The sequence below is a fragment of the Serratia sp. CoH_134_PS_4 genome (assembly GCF_058190535.1).
This window is the reverse complement of the sequence record NZ_JBXWKI010000001.1, coordinates 116666-139027: the sequence shown is the minus strand read 5'-3', so window position 1 is coordinate 139027 and position 22362 is coordinate 116666. Positions and strand designations below refer to the sequence as shown.

Sequence of the window (22362 nt, the reverse complement as noted above, 5' to 3'; positions counted from 1 at the left end):
TTACGGCAAGGAAGCAAAAATGCATAAATTGGCAAACATTATCTGGTGGGACTGTGAGGGAAGTAAAAGGAGATCACCAGTGTGACCAGAGGCAGTGCGCCAATCTTCAACAGCTCGAACACCTGCCTGATAGACTCATTTTGATCCCAGTAGGCGTGGGCGACAAAAACGCCCACGCTGATAACGAAGATACCGTACAACACCTGACGCGCCAGCCGCAGACGCTCCATTTCATCGAACACTAATGTCGGGTCCAAATACAGTGTTTCTGCATCCACTTTTGCATTCTGGTTTTCGGTCTTCATGGGAAAACCCCTACGACCTGACCCACCGCCTCCAGCACCTCACCGTTCTCGCGCACAATACCAAGCGAGGACCCATCTTGCTTCGCCCACTGCCTGTCAGCAATGCTAATTAGCGCAAAAGCCAGGCGGATCACATCCGTTTTCGCCATCCCATGCCGCTTAGCTATATCGTTCAGATTATCGTCGATTTCATTTGATAATCGAATTGGCAAACTGCGCATCCCCCACCTCCTGTGGCTGTCTGTTAGCAGGGAAAGCTTACTTCACCAGCAAGCGTTGTTCAATTAGCGAACTGCGTAACATCTCGTATATTCAGCAGTTTGCGAGAAATAAACCGTTATCGATACCGTCAGACCTGAGTGAAATAGAAGGCAAACTGCAGCTATCGACGGTTGCGCACCAACTGATAACGGCGAGTCAGATACTCTACCGGCACACTCCAGATATGCACCAAGCGGCAGAATGGGAACAGCACGAACAGCGTCATCCCCAGTACCATATGCAGTTTAAATATAGGGGCAACACCCACCAGATGCTGTGACGCACCGGTGTGGAACGTCACCACAGCCTGCGCCCAGCCCACCAGTTTCATCATCTCGCTGCCGTCCATATGTTGGGCGGAGAACGGAATGGTCAGCAGACCGAGGCACACCTGCACCACCAACAGCGTCAGGATCATAATGTCGCCAAAGCTGCTGGTCGCCCGCACCCGTGGGTTAGTCAGGCGGCGTTTCAGCAACAGAGCACCGCCGATCAATGTCATCACCCCGCAGGCACCACCGGCGATCATGGCCAGTTTCTGCTTAACATCAATCGGCAGGAAGGATTCATACATCCAGTGCGGCGTCAGCATGCCAAGGAAATGCCCGGCAAAGATACCCAAAATACCGATGTGGAACAGATTGGAGGCCAGGCGCATGCCCTTTTTATCCAGCATCTGGCTGGATCCTGCGCGCCAGGTGTATTGGCCGTAATCGTAACGTAGCCAGCTGCCAATCAGGAAAATCGCCCCTGCCAGATAGGGGTAAATATCGAAGAAGAACTGATTTAAAAATTGCATGATTAGCGTCCTTTGGTTCCGGTTAGCGCATCCGTCAGGTCCAGGTATTGCGGCGCAACCGCACCGGCAAAACGCCGTTGGTGCGCCACCTGCTGCGCCGAAGCGCAGCCCTGCTCGCCTAAATTGCCCTGAGAAATAAATCGCACCTGTTCCTCCTCCCATACCGCATCTAGCGCCTGCGGCGTGTCATCACGGGCTTCTTTTGCGACCTGGGATTCCAGCGTTTTCGCCTGCACCTCACTGCCAGATAACGCCAGCAGCAGGTCAAACAGCAGCGCATACGGGCTTTCTCGCTGTTGTAACCGTGCACCCAGCAGCGCCAGGATTGGCGCGATATCCTGCAGCCCCCCTGCGGCCTGTTCCTTGCTGCGGCTAGCGAGATACTCCAGATACAGCGGCAGAAAATCCGGCAGTTCACGGCTGTCGATCGCCAGCCCGGCTTCGCGGTATTGCGCCATCAAATCGACCATGGCTTGCCCGCGGTCGCGCGATTCGCCATGGACATGCTCAAACAACAGCAGCGAGGTGGCACGACCCCGGTCGAACAGCTCGCAATAGTCGGCCTGTACGTCCAACAGCGGGCGGGCACAAAAACGGCGAATAAACAGGATCAGCTGTGCACTATGGTGCAAATCCAGTTCGCTGGCCGGTTCCAGTGCTTCCACCAGCGCCTGTTGGTGGTCAAACAGCGCCTGTTCCGGGTAGTCCAGCAGGCGAGCAATCACTTTCAGGCTGATCATGAGGCATCCTCCTGACGGGGCGTTTTTTGGCTTACATCAATAGCGTCAATGCGACGACTGTTGAACAGGTTGAATTTACCGTCGCTGCCGTGGCAACCGTCGCCAAAGCTAAAGCCGCAGCCTTTGCTTTCAGGGAAAGCTTCACGTGCCAGTTCGCGGTGGCTGGACGGGATCACAAAGCGGTCTTCGTAGTTGGCAATCGCCAGATAACGATACATTTCCTGCGCCTGTGCCTGGGTCAGCCCCACCTGTTCCAGTGCGCTGGTGTCCAGCACGCCGTCAACGGTTTCGGCTCGTTTGTAGTGGCGCATTGCAAGCATGCGCTTGAGCGCCAACAGCACAGGAGCGGTATCCCCGGCAGTCAGCAGATTGGCCAAATATTGCACCGGGATACGCAGGCTTTCCACGTCCGGCAGCACGCCGCTGTGCGCCAGTTCACCGGCATCGGCGGCGGATTGAATCGGTGACAACGGCGGCACGTACCACACCATCGGCAGCGTGCGGTATTCCGGGTGCAACGGCAGCGCCAGCTTCCAGTCCATCGCCATCTTGTAGACCGGTGACTGTTGGGCAGATTCGATCACCCCTTGCGGAATGCCGTCGGCCAACGCCTGGGCAATCACCGCCGGATCATGGGGATCGAGGAAGATATCCAACTGACTTTGGTACAAATCTTTGTCGTTTTCGGCCGCTGCCGCCTGCTCGATGCGGTCGGCGTCATACAACAGCACGCCCAGATAACGGATACGACCGACACAGGTTTCCGAACACACTGTTGGCTGGCCGGATTCAATGCGCGGGTAGCAGAAGATGCACTTCTCGGACTTGCCGCTTTTCCAGTTGAAATAGATTTTCTTGTACGGGCACCCCGTCAGGCACATGCGCCAACCACGGCATTTATCCTGATCGATCAGCACAATGCCGTCTTCGCCACGCTTGTAGATAGCGCCACTTGGGCAGGTCGCGACGCAGGCCGGGTTAAGGCAGTGCTCGCACAGGCGCGGCAGATACATCATGAAGGTGTTTTCGAACTGGCCGTACATCTCCTTTTGCATATTGTCGAAGTTTTTGTCCTTCGAACGCTTGGAGAATTCGCCACCGAGGATCTCTTCCCAGTTTGGGCCATTTTCAATCTTCTTCATGCGCTGGCCGGTGATCAGCGATCGCGGACGGGCGATCGGCTGATGCTTGCCCTGCGGCGCGGTATGCAAGTTTTGGTAATCGTAATCGAAGGGTTCGTAGTAATCGTCCAGCGCCGGGACGTCCGGGTTAGCGAAAATCTTCGACAACAGGCCGACGCGGCTGCCCATACGTGGTTCCAGCTTGCCGTTGATTTTACGGATCCAACCGCCCTTCCACTTTTCCTGATCTTCCCAGGCATGCGGATAACCGACGCCGGGCTTGCTTTCTACGTTGTTGAACCAGGCGTATTCCATGCCCTCGCGGCTGGTCCAGACGTTCTTGCAGGTCACAGAACAGGTGTGGCAACCGATACACTTGTCCAGGTTCAGCACCATGCCAACTTGCGAACGAATTTTCATTTTACTTTCTCCTGCTGGCTGCCCTGCGAATCGTCGTTACCTTCACCGTCTAACCAGTCGATACGGTTCATCTTGCGCACCACCACGAATTCGTCGCGGTTAGAGCCGACGGTACCGTAATAGTTGAAGCCGTAAGCCAGCTGCGCGTAGCCGCCAATCATATGGGTCGGTTTCGGGCAGACACGCGTCACCGAATTGTGAATACCCCCGCGTTGGCTGGTGATTTCCGAGCCAGGAATATTCACGATGCGTTCCTGCGCGTGATACATCATGGTCATACCGGACGGAATGCGTTGGCTGACCACCGCCCGCGCCGTCAGCGCGCCGTTGGCGTTAAAGGCTTCGATCCAATCGTTATCCTCAATGCCCAGGTCTTTGGCGTCCTCCTCGCTCATCCAAACGATCGGCCCGCCGCGCGACAGGGTCAGCATCAGCAGGTTGTCGCTGTACGTGGAGTGAATGCCCCATTTCTGGTGTGGCGTCAGGAAGTTCAGCGCCTTCTCTTTGTTACCGTTCGGCTTCTGGTTCAGCAACGGCTGCGCGGCACGGGTATCAATCGGTGGGCGATACACCAGCAGGCTCTCGCCAAAGGCACGCATCCACTCATGATCCTGATACAACTGCTGACGGCCGCTAAGGGTGCGCCATGGGATCAGCTCATGCACGTTGGTATAGCAGGCGTTATACGACACATGTTCGTCTTCCAAACCTGACCAGGTCGGGCTTGAAATAATTTTGCGGGGCTGGGCCTGAATATCGCGGAAGCGGATTTTTTCGTCTTCCTTGTTCAGCGCCAGATGGCGATGGTCACGACCGGTCATTTTACCGAGCGCGTCCCATGCCTTGACCGCAACGTGCCCGTTGGTTTCCGGGGCCAGTGCCAGGATCACTTCGGCAGCATCAATGGCGGTATCAATCCTCGGCCGGCCGGCGGCCGCGCCATCGGCCTTCACGTAATTAAGTTGTTTCAGGAAGTCGACTTCAGTCTGGGTGTTCCAGCTAATCCCTTTCCCGCCATTGCCCAGCTTATCCAGCAGCGGCCCCAGCGAAGTGAAACGCTCATAGGTCGCCGGGTAATCACGTTCTACCACCATGATGTGCGGCGCCGTTTTACCGGGGATCAGATCGCACTCGCCTTTCTTCCAGTCTTTGACGCTATAAGGTTGTGCCAGCTCGGCAGCGGAGTCATGCTGGATTGGCAAGGTCACCACGTCGGTTTCTTGGCCCAAATGCCCGACACACACCTCGGAAAAGGCCTTGGCAATACCTTTGTAGATCTCCCAATCGCTCTTCGAATCCCAGGCAGGATCGACCGCCGCCGACAGCGGGTGAATAAACGGATGCATATCCGAGGTATTCATGTCGTCTTTTTCGTACCAGGTGGCCGTCGGCAGCACGATATCGGAGTAAAGACAGGTGCTGGACATGCGGAAATCGAGCGTGACCACCAGATCCAGTTTGCCTTCGCCGCCGTTATCCAACCATTCCACTTCCTCGGGTTTTGCCCCACCCTGGTGGCCCAGATCCTTGCCCTGAATCCCATTTTCGGTGCCCAGCAGGTATTTGAGCATGTACTCGTGGCCCTTGCCGGAGGAACCCAACAGGTTAGAACGCCAAACGAACAGGTTACGCGGGAAGTTCTGCGGGTTGTCCGGTTGTTCAGCGGCAAAGTTCAAGGTGCCTTTTTTCAACCCCTCGACGGTGAAGTCCAGTGGCGACTGGCCAGCGGCTTTCGCCTGCGCCGCCAAATGCAGCGGATTGGTGCCCAACTGAGGTGCCGATGGCAACCAGCCCATGCGTTCGGCACGCACGTTGAGATCGATAAGGCTGCCACCAAAGCGAGACTTGTCCGCCAACGGCGACAACAGCTCTTCGGTACCGACAGTTTCATAGCGCCACTGGCTGGAGTGGTTATAGAAGAATGACGTACTGTTCATATGGCGCGGTGGCCGTTGCCAATCGAGGCCAAACGCCAGCGGCAACCAACCGGTCTGTGGACGGAGTTTTTCCTGGCCAACATAGTGCGCCCACCCCCCACCGCTCTGACCCACGCAGCCGCAGAAGATCAACATATTGATCAGGCCGCGGTAGGTCATGTCCATGTGGTACCAATGGTTGACGCCCGCCCCCACGATAATCATCGACCGGCCGTGGGTTTTCTCGGCGTTATCGGCAAACTCGCGGGCAATACGGATAATATGCTGGCGTGAAACACCGGTGATTTGTTCGGCCCAAGCGGGGGTATAAGCCTTGATGTCGTCATAGCTAGCCGCGCAGTTGGCATCACCCAGACCACGTTCCAGGCCGTAATTGGCTAAGGTTAAATCGTAAACACTGGTCACCAGCACGTCACTGCCATCCGCCAAACGCAGGCGTTTTACCGGCAGCTTGTGCAACAGGATCTCGTCCAGCGCCACGCTGTTGAAGTGCTCGCTCTCGGCACCGCCGCTTTTAATGCCGCCAAAGTACGGGAAGCCGACCTCTGCCACATCGTCATGTGCGCCCAGCAGGCTGAGCTGTAACTCGACTTCCTGCCCGTCTTCACCGGCACGCTGTTCCAGGTTCCATTTGCCCTGCTCACCCCAGCGAAAACCGATCGACCCCTGAGGGGCAACCAGTTCACCGCTGCGTTGATCAACGGCGACCGTTTTCCACTCTGGATTGTTTTCCTGGCCCAAACCGTCAACCAAGTCGGCTGCCCGCAGCAAACGGCCCGCGGCATAATGCCCCTCTTCGCGCGGTTCCAGCATCACCAGCATCGGCATGTCGGTGTAGCGGCGCACATAGTCACGGAAATAACCCACCTCACGATCCAGGTGGAACTCTTTGAGCATCACGTGGCCCATCGCCAACGCCATGGCGCTGTCGGTGCCCTGCTTCGGATTGAGCCACTGATCGCACAGCTTGGCGACTTCGGCGTAGTCCGGCGTCACTGCCACTGTTTTGGTGCCTTTGTAGCGCACTTCAGTGAAGAAGTGTGCATCCGGGGTACGCGTCTGCGGCACGTTGGAGCCCCAGGCGATAATGTAGGAAGAGTTATACCAGTCGGCCGATTCCGGCACGTCCGTCTGCTCGCCCCAGGTCATTGGCGAAGCCGGCGGCAAGTCGCAGTACCAGTCGTAGAAGCTCAGGCAGGTGCCGCCAATCAGCGACAGATAACGGGCGCCGGCGGCGTAGGACACCATCGACATTGCCGGGATCGGTGAGAAGCCGATAATGCGGTCCGGGCCGAAAGTTTTGGCGGTGTAGACATTGGACGCGGCGATCAGCTCATTCACTTCTTGCCAGCTGGAACGCACAAAGCCCCCACGTCCGCGTGCGACTTTGTAGCTTTTAGACTTTTCTGCATCACTGACGATTGAGCCCCAGGCATCGACCGGATCGCTGTGCAACGCCTTCGCTTCACGCCAAAGTTTAATCAGGCGTTTACGCATCAGTGGGTATTTCAGTCGGTTTGCGCTGTACAGATACCAGGAGTAGCTTGCGCCGCGTGGGCAACCGCGTGGTTCATGGTTTGGCAAGTCGGGACGAGTTCGCGGGTAATCGGTTTGCTGGGTTTCCCAGGTCACCAGACCGTTTTTCACATAAATCTTCCAGCTACAGGAGCCGGTACAGTTCACCCCATGGGTGGAACGCACAATTTTATCGTGCTGCCAGCGGCTACGGTAGCCGTCTTCCCAGTCACGGTTGGTGTTCAGCGTCTGGCCATGGTCGCCAGAAAAGGGTTCCGCCAACTGCTTAAAATAGCGGAATCGGTCTAGAAACTTGCTCATCCGGAGTTCTCCTGAAGGCTTTTATAATCTTATCGTTATAAGGAACGACGTTGCTCAATCTGCCGCCAGCCTACTCAGGCGACTCAGGCGGCAAATTGATTGCGATCAAGAGAACGGAGGGAGAATAACGGCGGCAGCGTCGTGCCTACCCCTAAAGTATCAGGACTTAACGTGAATTCAATTTACTGAAAACAAATAAGAAATTACGACGTAAACATAGGGCGGGATGTGCTGCGGGGTGCGTTGGGGTATTTGGGGGTAGGATGCGGGTCGGCGCCCGCCTCCTTCACTTTGCTGCTGTTGTTGGTGGTGGGTAAGGCGCGTTACCCCAGATCCATCTCATGCCCTATCCACTCACCGCTGTCGCGGTTAATCACGCGCAGATACTGCTCATAATCCTGTTCGCCATAAAACAGATTCAACAGAGGCGTTTTGTAGAACTGCTGCCACATTTGCCCCAACATGATCGGTCGGCGTGGGACATAAATGTTCTCAATGAGGTTATAACCTGTCGCCATCAACATGAAACACAGGAAGAAGTAGTTAAACCTGCCGCGGATAAACGAACCCTGATGAGCAATGTAGTAAAACAGCAAAAATACCGATGCCACGCTGGCATAGCGGCTGGCTGCCTGTAGCGAACTGGAACACAGGAAAACAAACACCACCAGCCAGGCCGCATAGTTTTTGATGTCGCCAACCTGGTTATGCATCGGGTGGGACAACATGAATACGCCGAGAAACAGCGCGGGGAATAACACAATCAAGAAATTAATCATCCCGTTAGCGTTACCGGACGTCAGGTAATCGCTGGCATACATCCCTGAGGTATACACATCGGAATAACTGTTGATGCCGGAAATCGTAATATGGGAAACGATAAACGGCAGTGCGAACTTCGCGGTCAGCAACGCAATGGCACTCAATACCACCGTCAGTAAGCGGTTCAGACGCATCACTTTACTGCACAGAAACACCCCAACCAGCAGCATGCTGGAAAAGTGAGTCAGCATGGCAAACAGCATCAGGCTCGCGGCGAGTGGGCGGTTGAGCTTATGGCAAAACAACACCATTGCCAGGGTCATCACCGCCATCGAGAAACCAAAGCGCAACCCCATGGCAATGATAAAGGGGTTAATCAGGAACAATACCGCCAGATGCAACAACACAAACTGCCGCGCCGAAAACACCTTACCGGTGTGCCGCATAACAATATTCAACGCACTGAGATAACAGTAGACCGACAGCCCCACGTAGAGCCCGGGGATAACAAAAAAGGGAATACCCAGCGTTTTAAAAATATAGAAGTTGGCGTACAACACCACATCCACCTTGCCCTGAATGACATCTCCCAGGCGGGTGGCCGAGTTGATGGCATCGTAATTGGCAAAATGACGGTAGAGATCCGCCAAGGGCGGGATCTTGATGAAAATGAAGAAAAAGCACAGTGCTATCAGCAGATAAGCCGCCGAGTTTTTCTTTCCCACCCGCAGCGTGGCAATACTGTGCAGCAACGCAAAAAGCGGAACCGTCAGCAACAGCACGCTGCCAATCAACGTCGAACGTTCAAAGCGCATAATCTTCCTCTGGAGGGGCGTTGTTCTTTATCTTTTCGGCTAACGCATCAGAACGGCAGGCCACGGAAAAACACGTTACGGATGATATTCTTCATATACACACCGGCCATCAGGCCACTGTTGATGTAGATGATGCCCTTTAACCCATACAAAACACCCACCAGACGGCTCTTGCAGTCTGTAATGATGCGCGAGTTAATGCAGGTATGGCGCAGGCGCATGATCTTGCGCGCTCGAGGCGATATTTGCGGCATCAGCCGCTGTTCGAACTGCATTTTATTGCGATAACCGATAATGCCTTTCGGGCTGGAGGTGATCCGCTCACCATCATGGTCGTTGTGCACCGCCAACCGTTCATGCAAAGTGCCAATGCGAGCCCCGGCAGCCAGTAGCCGGTAAAGGAAGATATGGTCCTGGTAGCGCGGGGTGTTGAAGAAGCCACGTACCGCAATCGCCGTACTGCGCCGCATCATGATCATCGGCGTGTAAGCCACACCAGCCAACATAAAGTCTTCCAGGCCCTCGCAACGCGCCCGATAGTAATGCTCAGCGCTGATCTGCCCCGCTTGCAAAATATCCATATCGCACAGGCTAACGTCGTAATGACCCTGCTGCATAAACGTCAACTGACGCGCGATTTTTTGTGGATGGTAGTAGTCGTCATCATCCAAAAACGTAATGTATTCCCCACGTGAACGCAGGATCCCGCTATTACGCGCCTGAGCCCCCCCGCCGTTGTGTCGACGTGGATAATAAATAATCTGCCCCCGCTCGATATACTCGGCCAGACGTTCCTGGGTCGCAAGACGATGGGCATCGCCCTGTGGATTATCATCCACCACGATAATTTCCAATGGGCGGTGCGTTTGCGCCAATACACTGTCAATAGCGCGAGCCAGCAGCTCACTGCGGCCATAGGTGGGTATTATGACGCTGACGGTGATACTCATAGTTTGGTTCTGCCTGTTGGGGGCGAGCAAATTCGCCCCAGTTGACATGGGCGCAGTAGGCAGCGCCCGACACAATGGAGAAATGGACGAAAACTGCGCCGCTATCCGCGCAGGTTATACAAACGCGCCATCAGGTAGTACGCCAGTGGGCTGCGGTAGAACAGCCGATTCTTGCGGCTGAGCATTTTGCGCTCTTCAGCTCGCAGACCGGAGTAACGGCGTTTCAGTTCGCGCGTTTCTCGCAGCGCATCACGCAGTCCAAAAAAGTCCAACCCGACCAGCAAGCGTGCCTTCAACGTCGTGACGAAAAGAATCGAATACAGCCCATGACCGGCCCCTTGCCGGCGCCCGCTGTCCGCACCGTCGATCGCATAATCCAGATCGTCCAGATCGCGCCTTTTTGGCGCTCGCGTAATGCCCTTCGGGTTGGCGCGATACCCGATCAATGGGGTGTCACAGACCACAATGCGCTCCGCTTTCAGATACAGCTGCGGAATTAACTGAATGTCCTCGAAGTTGCGGCCAACCGGAAAACGCGCTTCGTCAAAGAGGGTTTTCCGGTAAATACGCGCCCAGGCGAACCACATGCTGCGGTTGAAGCTGTCCGCCAGCAGTGCCATGTGGCTTTCGCTGTGCTGTGGTGCGGCATTGCCGGGCACAATCGCCATCGTGCAGTCGGGTTGGATCTTTCCATTACGACGGATCGCCGAGAAACGCTGGGCATTGAACGCCACAATGTCCGACAGCGGATTATCTGCCAGCAAACGCCCCAGAATGCTGAAGTACCCTTCCAGCAGAACATCATCGGAATCCAGAAAGCCGACATAACGCCCCTCGGCCAAGGCGATACCGTTGTTACGCGCTGCGCTCAGCCCTTGGTTGTCCTGGCGCAGAATGCTCACCCGTCGTTTATGTTGCGGGTAGCGGCACAGCACCTCTTCGGCAATGCTCATGGACCCATCCGGGCTGCCATCATCCACGATGATCACCTCTGCCCAGTCAGGCAGCTGTTGGAACACCGAGCACAGGCATGCCTCAATATAAGCCTCAACCTTATAGACCGGAATAATCAGGCTCAGGGTGGTATTCATGACAGGTTATCCTTTATTTTCTGTTTGACGTTGCACCCATACTGCTCGGCTACCCATTGACGGCAATTCTGCGTCGATCTGCCCACGCCCTTCGGCCTGCCAGCCTCTAGGCAAATCAAAACGTGCCGACATTGGCCGATAATACGGGTTGGCTATCAGCACCAGGCCGCGCCCACCATTGATAAACAAGCGGGCAGGAATGGCAGTATTGTTGCCTTGCAGCAGCGTGCTTTCACCCGAGAGCAGATAGGGGTCAAAACTGACAATCTGCTTGCTCACGCTGGCGACGCCTTGCCAGATGGCATCGAACTCCTGCTGGCTAAAACCACCGCGTTGGCGCTTGTAGAAGAGGTCGGTATAGGAATAGAACAGGATGCCCTTGGCACCGCCAATCAAGCCTAACCAAGCCTGGTTGCGGATCTCCGCCTCCGTAGGTTGACGTGGTTTACGGCTCGGCGCGTAGGCAGCGTGATCCATAATCTGCATCACCAACCAGGCTCCTTTCACCTGGCGCGCAACCTGGCTGGTCACTCGGGTGTACTCAAGTGTGCGCGTCAGATCGGCATCTCTGCCAACCGGGTAAGGATCGCTGGCCAACACGTCCGAACTGTTGAAGTAGGCGTTGAGCGTGCCGGTTTTGTCCAGCACCTGGAACGTCAGGTGATCGGGATCCAATTGTTTCACCTGCAGGTGTTTCTGCTCAATCTGCGGCACATATTCTGGCCCCAACTCATCGTTGATGTACCAGGCCAGCAGGTTGGGTTCGTTCTTGAATTTTTCCACGTAGCTTGCCGTCAGTTGCGGGTAGCTCAAGTGGGTGTCTGGTGCAAAACGGGTACCGGCGTACATATCCTTGAGCGAGAAAATCACCTGTAAACCGTACTGCTGCGTTTTGCGAAAATAATTGTATGGATCGCGACCGGTACCGTAATTGTAATTAAGCAGCGTGTTGAAACCGGCATCGCGGATGCGCGCCAGATGTTCGTCCGTTGCCATCTCACCATACATATAGATGCCAAGTGGGAAGAAGCGCTTACCCTGTTTGAGGGTGTAACCTTGCGCATCCAACGCCACTTTGGGTTGAGCACGGCCCACGCTGATGGGCATTTCGCTACGCTGGCTGCGCTGCGAAGCCACATCCGTCACCTGTTGTTGTAAGCGATACTCCCCGGCGGCCAGCCCCGCAGGCAGCGGAAATTCCACCGGCTGTTTCGCACTGATGCTATAGCGGCGACTGTCACGTTTCACCGGGGTGTTTTTGTCGTTAACCAGCGTACTGTCGACCTGAACCTGCTGCGGATCCACCACTTCAATCAGGCTGGATGCCGAGCCCTTGCTGCTGCGCATTTGATATAGCGCCGGTGCGACAGGTTGCCGGCAGGCGTAAACATCATCGAACCAGGCATTACCGGTCGTGCCTTGGCGTAGATACACCCCGAGCACGACCTTCACTGCCCGCGGCGGCACCCGGAAGTCGCCCGTGACCGGCTGCCAACCGCTGGTACCCAATACCCCCTGCGGATAGCTACCGGCTAAAAAGCGGTCCTGGTCGTCATAGCTTTCGATAAACAGGCTCGCGCCCTGATTTTCTCCCTTACCCTTCAGGTTCTCACCACGCACCCAAACACCGAAGGCCACCTGCTGGCCCGGTTTAACCGGCAGTGTCTGCACCATATTGTGGTAATTGGCGGGATTGTGGTTTTGATAGAACAGGCTGTGCTGACCGCCGTGCCCACCGGGCACCACCTCGGCGGAAGCCAATGACCAACCTGCTCCCCCTTGTTCAAAGCCGGGGTTCGTCAACAGATTGTCGCCACAAGGGGCGGCATTAACCAGCCCCGTCCACCCGGCGCCCGCCAACAGGCAGGCCGACGTTAGCGTGCTGAGGTTCATTGTCTTTTCATCACCGCGCTGTACAAATAAGAGAAGAACAGATAACAGGACTTCTGGTAGGACAACCCCAGATGACGGCGGTAAATCTGCCATTGCCAATCCGCAGCCTGGATCTTATTACCGGACAACGACTGGGCAGAAAGGCGGTAGAAGGCCAGTGGCTCTGGAATGCAATACGCCAGATGGTTACGGGCTTTCTCCAGCACCGACAGCCACATCACGTAGTCCTCATGACCGACCTTGCTCTGATACACCTTGCCGACCTGACGTTGGTTGTACATACCGGTCAGATTGCCGATCCAGTTACTTTTCAGCATGTCGTTGTAGGCGATAATCTCTCCGGCACCGCGGTAGTTTTTTACCTGGGCAGGGTCATCTATAAAGGTGTAATAATGGGAGCATACGACGTCATAACGATCGGTTTTCAAGATACCGACCTGGCGCGCCAGCTTGTTGGGGTGCCAGACATCGTCGCTATCACAAAACGCAATATAGTCGCCGCGCGCGGCTTCAATCGCGATATTGCGGGTTTCGGCTACGCCTTGGTTGGTGTTATTGCGAATGTAAGTCAGACGATCGTGAATAAAGGGCTTCACCACATCGGCGGTATTGTCCGTTGAAGCATCGTCGATCACATACAGGTGATAATCCTGGTACGTCTGATTCAACACACCCAGAATGGATTGTTTGATAAAACCAGCGGCATTGTAGGCCGGCATGATAACTGACACTTTTTCCATCTTAACCTCCAGCGATAAGCTGTTGCCATTGGGGATAAATACGCTCGGGGATAAACTGCTGCGCCCGCGTCAGCGAATGCAGGGAGAAACGCTGACGCAGTTCACCGTCATCAATCAACGCCAGCGTACGCTGGCTGAACGCGTCGATATCGCCTTCAGCCACCAGGTAGCCGTTATCACCGTCGTCGATCAGTTCGGCAGGCCCCGTCTGACAGTCAAACGCCACCAGCGGTAGACCAAAACTCATCGCTTCAATCAGCACCATCGGTAATCCTTCATAACGCGATGTCATCAACAGCATCGACGCTTGGCGATAGTGGCTGGCGATGTCAGCCGTCGCCGGCAGCAGCGTGATCTGTTCAGTAAGACCGGCAGCCTCAATTTGCTGCTGTAACGCCGCACGATCTGGACCATCACCGAGGATATGCAACCGCCAGCCCGCAGCCTGCTGGGCCACGCCCTGCCAAGCCGCGATTAACCGGTCAAACCCCTTCTGATAACACAATCGCCCCACCGCCAACGCAACCGGTTGTTGCAGGGCCGGTTGCGGCGGTTGCACCGGGAACGGTGAAACGTTCTCGATAACCCGACATTTCCGCTCAGGCACCCAACGACTGATGATCGACTGATCCTTCTTCGTCAACAGCACCGTGCGGTCACCCAGCCGATAAACCAGTACCTTCAACCACTTCATCGGCCACGCGTACTGGTGAAAACTGACATGCTCACTCAGTAGCAGACGACTGTGTGGGCACAGCAAACGCAGATACGGCACCATGATTGACGAAAGTTTCCCCATCGACACAGTGACGATAACGTCGTAACGACCCCGCCGCAGTGTCCACGCCAGTCGCCAAGGCCAGAGCAACGTTCTGCCGGGCATAAAACGTAACGTCACGTCGGTCTCTAACGGATAAAACGCCCGATCGCCGCTGATCGACACCAGATCCACCTGGTGGCCCAAACGCGTGGATAATGCATTGGCCAGATTGCTGGCTACCCGTTCGGTACCGCCTTTCTCGGCGATGTTCTCAATCACAATCGCTACTTTTCGTTGCTGCATGTCATCTCCGAAATCCCTCGCGGGCGGTACGCAACAGACGCCCCCCCAACGGAAACAGCCCCAATCTGGCCAGGCAGTCCCCATACAATTTAATTGCCTTAAACTTACTGCTAAGGGCATGGTGTTCTGTGCGTGATGAGTAATAGTTGAAAGCCTGCAAATTCTCGCTGTACAACGAAGCCAGCAGATGTTTGCAGGCAAAACCGCTGATATAACGCCCGCTGGCGTTGAGGTATGCGTCAATAAATTGTTCACTGGCGTCGATGCTCATCCGGCAGCGATCGGCGTCAGCATCACCGCAACGGATAAATACCCCGCGCCCTTCATCAAATGCCACTTTCGCCCCCAGGTTGGTGGCATTAACCAAAAACCCCCAATCCTGGTATTTGTAGAGAAACTCCGGAAATAAAAATCGCCGGTCAGCTTTTTTACGCAGGCTGATGGTGGAAGTCCGAATGTCACCCATATCCAGGAATAAAAAATCCGCGCCCGTTGCGCCTTCCTTGTAATCAAACATATAACTGCGGGTATTTCTGTCACTCACCGTGGTGTAGTTACCAAAGACAATGTCAATCCGTGTATCCTGATGGCGTTTCAGACGGCGGATAATATAATTGGTGCTGAATGAGTCTTCCGGTTCCAGAAAGAAAACTACGTCTGAACTCGCCAAGCGAAAACCGGTATTGCAGGATACCGCCGTATTACTCCGTGTTTTACTTTCATGCAAACGCGCCCGGTGATTAGCAACCAACAGGCTGCGCATTTTGTCCAACTCTTGTTTATCTGAAGCATTATCAACCACGATAATTTCATAATCGAACCCGGAGCAAGCATGGGTCATGCGGGCTAATGTTGTGGCCAGACTGGCTGAGTTATTAAAAACGGGCATGACAATTGATAAGTCCATTTATTACCTCAACAATATATTATCATTTGGCAAAAAAAATAATGATGCCAACGGAATAGTTTGTTATCCCAGCATATCCTTGTCCGGTTATTATCCCCCATACTGACGCGGGTAAAATGCACGCAGCCTACCGGTTATTCAGCTAATCCTGGAAATAACCTCCCCACTCCTGTTCAATGGTTTCCGGCGTCAACCTTTGCAAGCCGGCTCCTGGGGTAAACGTCAGTTCACCAAAATAAATACGCTCCTCCACTTGATAAAAATCGACCCGAACATAAGAGAACTGCTCTGCGACCTGGGTTGCCAATGCCAGCATTTTCTCCAGCTTACAGGGCTTGTCCATAGGTACGTCACTATTGGGAACGCCCAACCGGATCTCGGTACGGTTCCAGTTGGCGTCAAAAAAATCCCGACGGTGATCGGTAAAACGCAGATAATCAATCTGGATAAAGAACCGAACCTCCCCACCACGATTAAAACAATGAATCTTAATGTCATTGGGTGTCTTGCCGTCTTCAAGCAGCATTTTCTCAACCATGACGCAGGGCGTAATGTCCTTATAATGACGCTCACGGTAGACCTGATAAAAATTCTGACGTAACCAACTGTTGGTTAACACCCTCAATTCATTAAAGCTGGTCTGGTTTTTATCGAACACCAGCTTGTTATAGCCACTGCCGTGGTTTGCCTTGATGACAAACGACGTCGGCAATCCCTGATACATCGACTCCGTTAATTCGCGCCCCTGTGCATAAAGTTCGATGAGGTATTCTGCCCCCCACAACTTTTCAATATACTCTCTCACCAGATATTTATCGGATAGCTGAGTATACATCGCCAAAGGATATACCTTCCTGCGCATCAGTTTTTCGCTATATCCCACTGGCTTCGCCAAATGTGGCACTTTACGAAAAAACAAAGCATATTTTAACTGATGATATAATGCGTCGGGTATATTGCGGTAAAAACCCTTCACCAGATTATTTAGCATAAAGTTCTCGCACCTTCCCTATTAATTGAGGTAAACAACGGTAGCAGGTGACCTGCAGCCGGGTAATTTGTCCTCTTCTGAAAAAGCCATTAAGTACAAAAAATGAAACAAACTCGGTGACCAAGGTTGAAACCGCCGCCCCCCAAATGCCATAACGCGGTATCAACACCAGATTCATCAGAACATTGGCCAATGCGGCCAACGGCATTTTTATGGCGATAAAGCGGTAACCACCAAACAACACAATGGCCCGGTAGGACACCGTGCCCATCACCGAAAATAACGACGTCACCGAACACAGTGCCAGAATAGTGGCGGTTTCGCGGTAACTGCTGCCAAACATCAAGGCCACGATCGGACCTGGAAACAGTGATAACAACACTATCACCGGCATCGAAAGCAATAACACCACCAGATACAACAACCGAATGCGCCCTTCCTGCTCGGCCAATGTGCGCGCATTTGCCACTCCTGGCATCATCGAGGTGATCAAAGCTATCGGTACGAAGATCCATCCCTGACTCAAGGTGATGGCTGCGCTATAAAGCCCGACGCTGTGCTCACCCACATAGTTGCCGATCATGATCTGATCGATACGCGTGTAAATGACAATCGACAAACCGGAAACGGCCAGCGGCAACCCTACCTTCAACAAATAACGACCATAACGCCGTTGGTGGCGCCGGCTGATGGGCATCATGCCGCCCTGTTCACGACGAAACAGGACCCACCGTACTGCGTAGGGAATCAGGCTGCTCAGCACGTAGGGAATGGCAAACCACGCCAACGACAGCTGGGCGTGCACTAACGCCAGCCGCAAGATGATCGACAACAACAGCGCCAGGTTATTGATCAACGTGTTCAACTTGGATTTCAGCAGCGCGTCGTAATAAATCTTGTAAACGTCCTGAATGGAGAAATACGCACTGGCGAGCATCAGCGCCATCATCATTTGGCTGGTCCGATCCTGCGTCAGCAGTGCCCAAGCCATCAAGGGCACGGCGATCAGCGCAAAAAACCGACGCCGCAATCGCATGGAGGCCAGCATCAGACGAATACCGCTGTGCCGCTGCCGTGCAACACGGTTGAACAACACCGCATCGGCCCCCAATTGCACCAGCGGCACGGCAATGGCGATCACGGACAGCAAGTAATTGATCAATCCGTATTGGGCCGGCCCCAGATAACGCGCCACATAGACCGAAACGAAAATGCCCGACAGGCTTAGCGATACCCGTTCCAACATTAACCACAGGGAATTCATCAGCATCGCTTTCATGCGGTTACTGAACCTTTTCCTGATGACTAGGGTAGGCAAAGGTATAGTAACCGGCGTCGTTAGCCGTTTTCTTCACCATCCCGTTCAGGATCACCCCTTTAATGACCACACCGTTTTGCTCGAAACGTCGGATGCTGGTTTCGATCTGTCGGACGGTATTGACCTCAAAACGCACCACCATCAGTGAGGTGCCGGCGTGATGCCCGACAATCGCAGCATCCGTCACCGCCAGTACGGGAGGGGTGTCGATCAACACCAGATCGTAGTGCTGGCCCGCCCAGTGCAGGAAGTCAGCGAAACGTTGATGCATCAGCAATTCAGACGGATTGGGTGGAACCTGGCCCCGAGGCACGAAATCCAGATTCGCAATGTCCGTTTTCTTGACGGCCAGGTCTGGCGCAATAAGTCCTGACAGCATGTCAGACAGCCCACCCTTGGCGCTGTTGTTCAGCCAACGATGCAGAAAACCTTTGCGCATATCGGCGTCAATGAGCAACACCCGCTGGCCCGCCTGCGCGATCACCACCGCCAGGTTAGTGCTGGTGAAACTCTTACCGCTGGCAGGACTGGCGCCCGAAACCATCAGAATATTGTTTTTGGCTTCCATCATGGCGAAGTGCAGGCTGGTGCGCAGACTGCGAATCGCTTCGACGGACAAGTCGTCCGGCGCTTCCTGCGCCAGGATTGGCAACTTGTCGCCACCATTTTTGGTCAGCAGTTGCTGTTGAGCACGGTTACGCTTTTGTTGCCATGGCGACAACGGCACGGTGGCATACACACTGATCCCCCGTTTTTCCAGCGTATCGGTATCGCTGATGCCACGATGCAGCGCCGCGCGTAACACCACCACCGACGCCGACAGCACGCCCCCCAACAACAGCGCGAAGAATACGATCATCACTTTTTGTGGCTGCACCGGGCGCAGGCCGGTTTCCGCCTCATCGATAATGCGAATATTGCCCACAGTCCCTGCCTTGCTGATGCTCAATTCCTGCTGCTTGTTCATCAACTGCATGTACACTTGCTGATCCACCTGTACGTCTCGGGTCAACCGCAGAATTTCCTGCTGGGTTTTCGGCAGCGTTTGCACCTGTTTACCGAGGCGAGCCTTTTCTGCTTCCAGCGTGGCGCGCTTTTCTAACAGTGCGCGGTAGGCGGGATGCACACGGGTATAAAGTTTGGAAATCTCTGCTTCTTTGAACGTCAGCTCATTTAACTGCCCCTCAAGCTGAACCTGGGTATCCAGCACGGATTTGGCCTCCAGTGACAGATCCACCGAATCGTTCTGCTGACGGAACTGGTTAAGCTGATTCTCGGCGTTGTTGAGCGAGGTCTGCGTGCGTGGCAGTTGCTCATGCAGGAAAGCCAGCATACGCTGCGCCTCTTCCGTCTTGCGATCCACGTTCTGTTGCAGATAGTTGTCGGTGATACTCTTCAACACCGCCTCTGCACGCTGTGGATCTTCGCCCGCCAGGCTGAACGTCATGATGCCGCTTTCTTTACCGCCAGGGGCAACATCAAGCATGTTGCGCAGATCGTCCACCGCTCTTTGTCGTGGCACATTAACCACCGTGAAGGTCGTGCCCGGCAAGGCATCCAGCGCCGTCACGTTGATCGCCCAATCCCCCTGCTGCAATGCTTGCCCTACGACACCGCTGAACAGCGTTTTCCCGTCATAGCTCAGGCTATAACGTTGTTTGTCCTCCACCGTCAGCGTTAATTCCTGCCCTTGCATCACCGCTGGCGTCTTCATTCCTGCGATACGCAATGCCGGTGGCGTTTCTCCGCTAAGGCGGGCGATGCCCTTGCCGAACAGCGGAAAATAATCAGGACTGATACGCACCGTCAGGCCAAGATCGTCCACGGTTTTGCCAATCACGTAGCGCGATTTCGCCAGGGAAACCTCATCCTGCGTCGCCGAGTTCTGCCCAATTGAGCCGATTGAACTGTCCAGCGTTTCACGCAGTAACGAATCGCCCGAAAGCTGCTTTTCTACCTGCACCAACGCGGTCGCCTGATAAATAGGCGTCGCCATCAATGCATAGGCACAGCCCAGTATGCCGGCCACCCCCGTCACCAGCAGAATACGCCAACGGTTGTCCCACAAAGGGCCAATCAACCGCTCCCACTCCAATTTGTCGTCCTGCTCAGCCATTACAATTGGCAATGCATTGTTCTTCATCATCAGTATTCCTTAAGTCACCGTGGCGGCTTTACCAGTTACGGATCCGCAACGTGGCCTCGCTGAGGTCGTTGAAGCTGGAAATAGTCGGTACCAATTGGCTGATCAAGCGATTCCAACGCGCTATCGGTGCCGCCGTGACATACACCACGTCATAAGGTTCCAACTGGAATTCGGTGCCCATCGCCAGCGCAGCGGCGTCGGACAAGTCGAACTGATACAGCGACGCCAGACGCTTCAGTTGTTTACCGCCGTTCGGTCGGATCACAAACACGCCCGTGGCGTCGGCCACCGTTTGACTGATGCCTTCAGAACTGCCCAGCGCCTCGGTCAGCGTCATACCACTCCGGTCCATTTTCAGCGTCGACTGCTTGCCAACCTCACCCATCACAAACACTTTGAGTTCGTCGTTGCGCGGCACATAAAGAATGTCACCCGGTGCCAGCAAACGGTTCTGGCTGATATCGCCACGTTGCATCAACGCCTGCAGGGAAATCGGCTGTTCCTTGCCGTCGTGCGTCAGCACCACGTTGCGCCAGTCAGCGTTATCGGTCAGCCCTCCGGCCGCGTTAATCGCATCAAGAATCGTCAGTGGCACGTTGGTCACGGCCTGCTGCCCTGAGGTTTTCACTTCGCCAGTCACGTACACCTTCTGCGAACGAAATGCGGCAATGCTGACATCTACCTGCGGGCTTTCTACGTAGGTCGCTAATCGAGCGGCGATTTGGTTGCGCACTTCAGTGACCGTTTTACCGACGACCTGTACCCGACCAATGTAGGGATAGAAAATAGCGCCGTCGGCGTGTACCCAGTTACCGGTGTCACTGGCACTGCGGTATTGCCCTGCTGGCGTGGTCAACTCGGGGTGATCCCAGACGGTGACATTCAGCACGTCGCCGACACCGATACGGTACTGGTAACTTTGCAGGCGCTGGTCCAGTGCCAGGTTGGGCCGCGCCACCGGCTCTATCCGGCGCATTTTTTCCAACAACATCGGCGTGACGCGGTACACCTGGACCTGCTTGTCCAGATCGAAGTTTTCGTCCTGTTGGATGACTTTTTCTTTTCCCTGAGTCGGGAGGTGTGAACCCGGAAACGCTGTGCAGCCGCTAAGCAAGGCGCTGGACAGCACCAGTGGCATCAAATGAGGCAAGTGAAGGTTCATAACAGTACCGTGAAAAACGGGCCACCGTTGCGGCCCGTGGGAGGATTAACGATCGGCGGTAGGGTTATCCGTAAAAATCCTTGCCTGGCGCGGTTCGTGCAACAGGGCAAAATAACCGAAGAAACAAAATACAAATGCCAATAGCATTTGGTAATCCGGCAGTTTCAGGACTTCACTGCAGATGCCGACACAGGCCAACGTGACCGCCAACATGCAGCTCATCCCCAGAGCCTGCCGCGCGTTGAGACCGCGGCGCATCAAAATATGGTGCAGATGATCACGACCCGCCTTGAACGGGCTTTGGCGGCGCAGCAGACGGCGCACCATCACAGTGACCATGTCCATCAGCGGAATGGCGATCAGCCACAGCGCGGTCACCGGCCGGATGACGGCATCCGGTCCTTGTGTAGCGATAACCAATAACCACAACACGCTAAAACCAATGACCATGCTGCCGGCGTCACCCATAAAAATTTTATTGCGCGCACCAAAGACGCTGAGGTTGAACAACAGATAGGCAGCCAACGCCGCAATCAGGCTCAGGCACCACAAAGCCTGTTCGTCATGTCCTGCCAGTCCGAATAAAATGGCCAACGCCAAAAAGGTGACGCAAGACAGTGCCCCCAGTTGGCCGTCAATCCCATCGACCATGTTATAGGCGTTGATCGCCCCCCATACCGCCAGTGGCGTGACCAGTAACGCGGCATAGCCCAACAGCAGTTCTTGATGGCCCCACAGGTAGCCGAAAGAAGTAAGTTGCATCCCTGCCACCAGCATCATCGCCAGCGCGATCCCTCCCTGCACAATGACGCGCGGCGCCACCGGCAGATCGAAACGGTCATCAAGCACGCCCAGCATCACCAACGCGGTGACGCACAACAAATAGGTCGTGCTGTGCGGCAACCAGTCTGGCTGCCAGAACGTCACAAATGTAATGCTGAGATAAATGGCGATTCCGCCGACCAGCGGAATATGCCCCTGATGGCGTTTGCGCGCATTGGGCTTATCCACTAATCCCACGACCAGCGCAGCGCGGCGAGCAATAATCACCAGCACCAGTGCCAAAATAAATATCACGCTCAGTTGATATAACATTGTTCCTCCA

General features: G+C 54.7%; 18 protein-coding genes. All 18 read right to left on the bottom strand.

All coding sequences use genetic code 11. From position 1 onward, the window contains the following. Positions 1-38: 38 nt before the first annotated feature. The 18 genes from AC2FCQ_RS00630 to wecA all read right to left on the bottom strand — a co-directional run bounded on the left by AC2FCQ_RS00630 (position 39) and on the right by wecA (position 22352). Complete coding sequence (locus AC2FCQ_RS00630; RefSeq protein ID WP_490308172.1) at positions 39-305, bottom strand: hypothetical protein; 267 nt, start codon at positions 303-305, stop codon at positions 39-41. Beyond that, complete coding sequence (locus tag AC2FCQ_RS00625; RefSeq protein WP_209635364.1) at positions 302-526, bottom strand: ribbon-helix-helix domain-containing protein; 225 nt, start codon at positions 524-526, stop codon at positions 302-304. The genes AC2FCQ_RS00630 and AC2FCQ_RS00625 overlap by 4 nt, the downstream gene beginning before the upstream one ends. 161 nt (positions 527-687) lie before the next feature. Next, positions 688-1365: a respiratory nitrate reductase subunit gamma gene (narI, locus tag AC2FCQ_RS00620; RefSeq protein WP_265553766.1), complete on the bottom strand. Its 678-nt coding sequence runs from the start codon at positions 1363-1365 to the stop codon at positions 688-690. 2 nt (positions 1366-1367) lie between these two features. After that, the gene (gene narJ, locus AC2FCQ_RS00615) at positions 1368-2105 is read right to left on the bottom strand and encodes a nitrate reductase molybdenum cofactor assembly chaperone (protein WP_404759385.1); all 738 of its coding nucleotides are present in this window, start codon (positions 2103-2105) and stop codon (positions 1368-1370) included. Beyond that, positions 2102-3646 carry a nitrate reductase subunit beta gene (narH, locus tag AC2FCQ_RS00610; RefSeq protein WP_209635369.1) on the bottom strand — a complete coding sequence of 515 codons (1545 nt, stop codon included), beginning with the start codon at positions 3644-3646 and terminating at the stop codon, positions 2102-2104. Before narH ends, narJ begins: the two co-directional genes overlap by 4 nt. Next, the gene (locus tag AC2FCQ_RS00605) at positions 3643-7419 is read right to left on the bottom strand and encodes a nitrate reductase subunit alpha (protein WP_265553773.1); all 3777 of its coding nucleotides are present in this window, start codon (positions 7417-7419) and stop codon (positions 3643-3645) included. The genes narH and AC2FCQ_RS00605 overlap by 4 nt, the downstream gene beginning before the upstream one ends. 323 nt (positions 7420-7742) lie before the next feature. After that, positions 7743-8996, bottom strand: coding sequence for a hypothetical protein (locus tag AC2FCQ_RS00600; RefSeq protein ID WP_209635373.1), 1254 nt, complete (start codon positions 8994-8996; stop codon positions 7743-7745). A gap of 47 nt (positions 8997-9043) precedes the next feature. Then, the gene (locus AC2FCQ_RS00595; RefSeq protein ID WP_404759384.1) at positions 9044-9946 is read right to left on the bottom strand and encodes a glycosyltransferase family 2 protein; all 903 of its coding nucleotides are present in this window, start codon (positions 9944-9946) and stop codon (positions 9044-9046) included. Positions 9947-10047: 101 nt separating this feature from the next. Then, a complete protein-coding gene (locus tag AC2FCQ_RS00590) occupies positions 10048-11037 on the bottom strand; it encodes a glycosyltransferase family 2 protein (RefSeq protein WP_209635377.1) in 990 nt (329 codons plus the stop codon). Between the two features lie 6 nt (positions 11038-11043). Beyond that, a complete protein-coding gene (locus AC2FCQ_RS00585; protein ID WP_490308170.1) occupies positions 11044-12930 on the bottom strand; it encodes a carbohydrate binding domain-containing protein in 1887 nt (628 codons plus the stop codon). Then, on the bottom strand, positions 12927-13670 hold the full coding sequence (locus AC2FCQ_RS00580) for a glycosyltransferase family 2 protein (protein WP_209635382.1): 744 nt from the start codon (positions 13668-13670) through the stop codon (positions 12927-12929). Before AC2FCQ_RS00580 ends, AC2FCQ_RS00585 begins: the two co-directional genes overlap by 4 nt. Position 13671: 1 nt before the next feature. Continuing rightward, positions 13672-14733, bottom strand: coding sequence for a glycosyltransferase family 4 protein (locus AC2FCQ_RS00575; protein ID WP_490308169.1), 1062 nt, complete (start codon positions 14731-14733; stop codon positions 13672-13674). A 1-nt stretch (position 14734) separates the two neighbouring features. Then, positions 14735-15640, bottom strand: coding sequence for a glycosyltransferase family 2 protein (locus tag AC2FCQ_RS00570; protein WP_490308168.1), 906 nt, complete (start codon positions 15638-15640; stop codon positions 14735-14737). A gap of 142 nt (positions 15641-15782) precedes the next feature. Further along, complete coding sequence (locus AC2FCQ_RS00565) at positions 15783-16631, bottom strand: ATP-grasp fold amidoligase family protein (RefSeq protein WP_490308167.1); 849 nt, start codon at positions 16629-16631, stop codon at positions 15783-15785. Further along, positions 16621-17910 (bottom strand): flippase, encoded by a 1290-nt coding sequence (locus AC2FCQ_RS00560; protein ID WP_490308166.1) that lies wholly within the window; start codon positions 17908-17910, stop codon positions 16621-16623. Before AC2FCQ_RS00560 ends, AC2FCQ_RS00565 begins: the two co-directional genes overlap by 11 nt. A 4-nt stretch (positions 17911-17914) precedes the next feature. After that, positions 17915-20095, bottom strand: coding sequence for a polysaccharide biosynthesis tyrosine autokinase (locus AC2FCQ_RS00555; protein ID WP_209635393.1), 2181 nt, complete (start codon positions 20093-20095; stop codon positions 17915-17917). A gap of 28 nt (positions 20096-20123) precedes the next feature. Further along, entirely contained in the window at positions 20124-21257 is a 1134-nt protein-coding gene (locus AC2FCQ_RS00550; RefSeq protein ID WP_404759379.1) for a polysaccharide export protein, read from the bottom strand. A 45-nt stretch (positions 21258-21302) separates the two neighbouring features. Then, complete coding sequence (wecA, locus tag AC2FCQ_RS00545) at positions 21303-22352, bottom strand: UDP-N-acetylglucosamine--undecaprenyl-phosphate N-acetylglucosaminephosphotransferase (RefSeq protein WP_209635397.1); 1050 nt, start codon at positions 22350-22352, stop codon at positions 21303-21305. Positions 22353-22362: the final 10 nt, after the last annotated feature.

Excerpts from the sequence above, each read along its gene's own strand:
- AC2FCQ_RS00555 (WP_209635393.1), bottom strand. The coding sequence starts at position 20,095 with ATGATGAAGAACAATGCATTGCCAATTGTAATGGCTGAGCAGGACGAC.
- AC2FCQ_RS00605 (WP_265553773.1), bottom strand. The coding sequence starts at position 7,419 with ATGAGCAAGTTTCTAGACCGATTCCGCTATTTTAAGCAGTTGGCGGAA.
- narJ (WP_404759385.1), bottom strand. The coding sequence starts at position 2,105 with ATGATCAGCCTGAAAGTGATTGCTCGCCTGCTGGACTACCCGGAACAG.
- AC2FCQ_RS00580 (WP_209635382.1), bottom strand. The coding sequence starts at position 13,670 with ATGGAAAAAGTGTCAGTTATCATGCCGGCCTACAATGCCGCTGGTTTT.
- AC2FCQ_RS00600 (WP_209635373.1), bottom strand. The coding sequence starts at position 8,996 with ATGCGCTTTGAACGTTCGACGTTGATTGGCAGCGTGCTGTTGCTGACG.
- AC2FCQ_RS00630 (WP_490308172.1), bottom strand. The coding sequence starts at position 305 with ATGAAGACCGAAAACCAGAATGCAAAAGTGGATGCAGAAACACTGTAT.
- AC2FCQ_RS00550 (WP_404759379.1), bottom strand. The coding sequence starts at position 21,257 with ATGAACCTTCACTTGCCTCATTTGATGCCACTGGTGCTGTCCAGCGCC.
- narH (WP_209635369.1), bottom strand. The coding sequence starts at position 3,646 with ATGAAAATTCGTTCGCAAGTTGGCATGGTGCTGAACCTGGACAAGTGT.
- AC2FCQ_RS00560 (WP_490308166.1), bottom strand. The coding sequence starts at position 17,910 with ATGAAAGCGATGCTGATGAATTCCCTGTGGTTAATGTTGGAACGGGTA.
- AC2FCQ_RS00565 (WP_490308167.1), bottom strand. The coding sequence starts at position 16,631 with ATGCTAAATAATCTGGTGAAGGGTTTTTACCGCAATATACCCGACGCA.
- AC2FCQ_RS00585 (WP_490308170.1), bottom strand. The coding sequence starts at position 12,930 with ATGAACCTCAGCACGCTAACGTCGGCCTGCCTGTTGGCGGGCGCCGGG.
- AC2FCQ_RS00625 (WP_209635364.1), bottom strand. The coding sequence starts at position 526 with ATGCGCAGTTTGCCAATTCGATTATCAAATGAAATCGACGATAATCTG.
- wecA (WP_209635397.1), bottom strand. The coding sequence starts at position 22,352 with ATGTTATATCAACTGAGCGTGATATTTATTTTGGCACTGGTGCTGGTG.
- narI (WP_265553766.1), bottom strand. The coding sequence starts at position 1,365 with ATGCAATTTTTAAATCAGTTCTTCTTCGATATTTACCCCTATCTGGCA.
- AC2FCQ_RS00575 (WP_490308169.1), bottom strand. The coding sequence starts at position 14,733 with ATGCAGCAACGAAAAGTAGCGATTGTGATTGAGAACATCGCCGAGAAA.
- AC2FCQ_RS00570 (WP_490308168.1), bottom strand. The coding sequence starts at position 15,640 with ATGGACTTATCAATTGTCATGCCCGTTTTTAATAACTCAGCCAGTCTG.
- AC2FCQ_RS00595 (WP_404759384.1), bottom strand. The coding sequence starts at position 9,946 with ATGAGTATCACCGTCAGCGTCATAATACCCACCTATGGCCGCAGTGAG.
- AC2FCQ_RS00590 (WP_209635377.1), bottom strand. The coding sequence starts at position 11,037 with ATGAATACCACCCTGAGCCTGATTATTCCGGTCTATAAGGTTGAGGCT.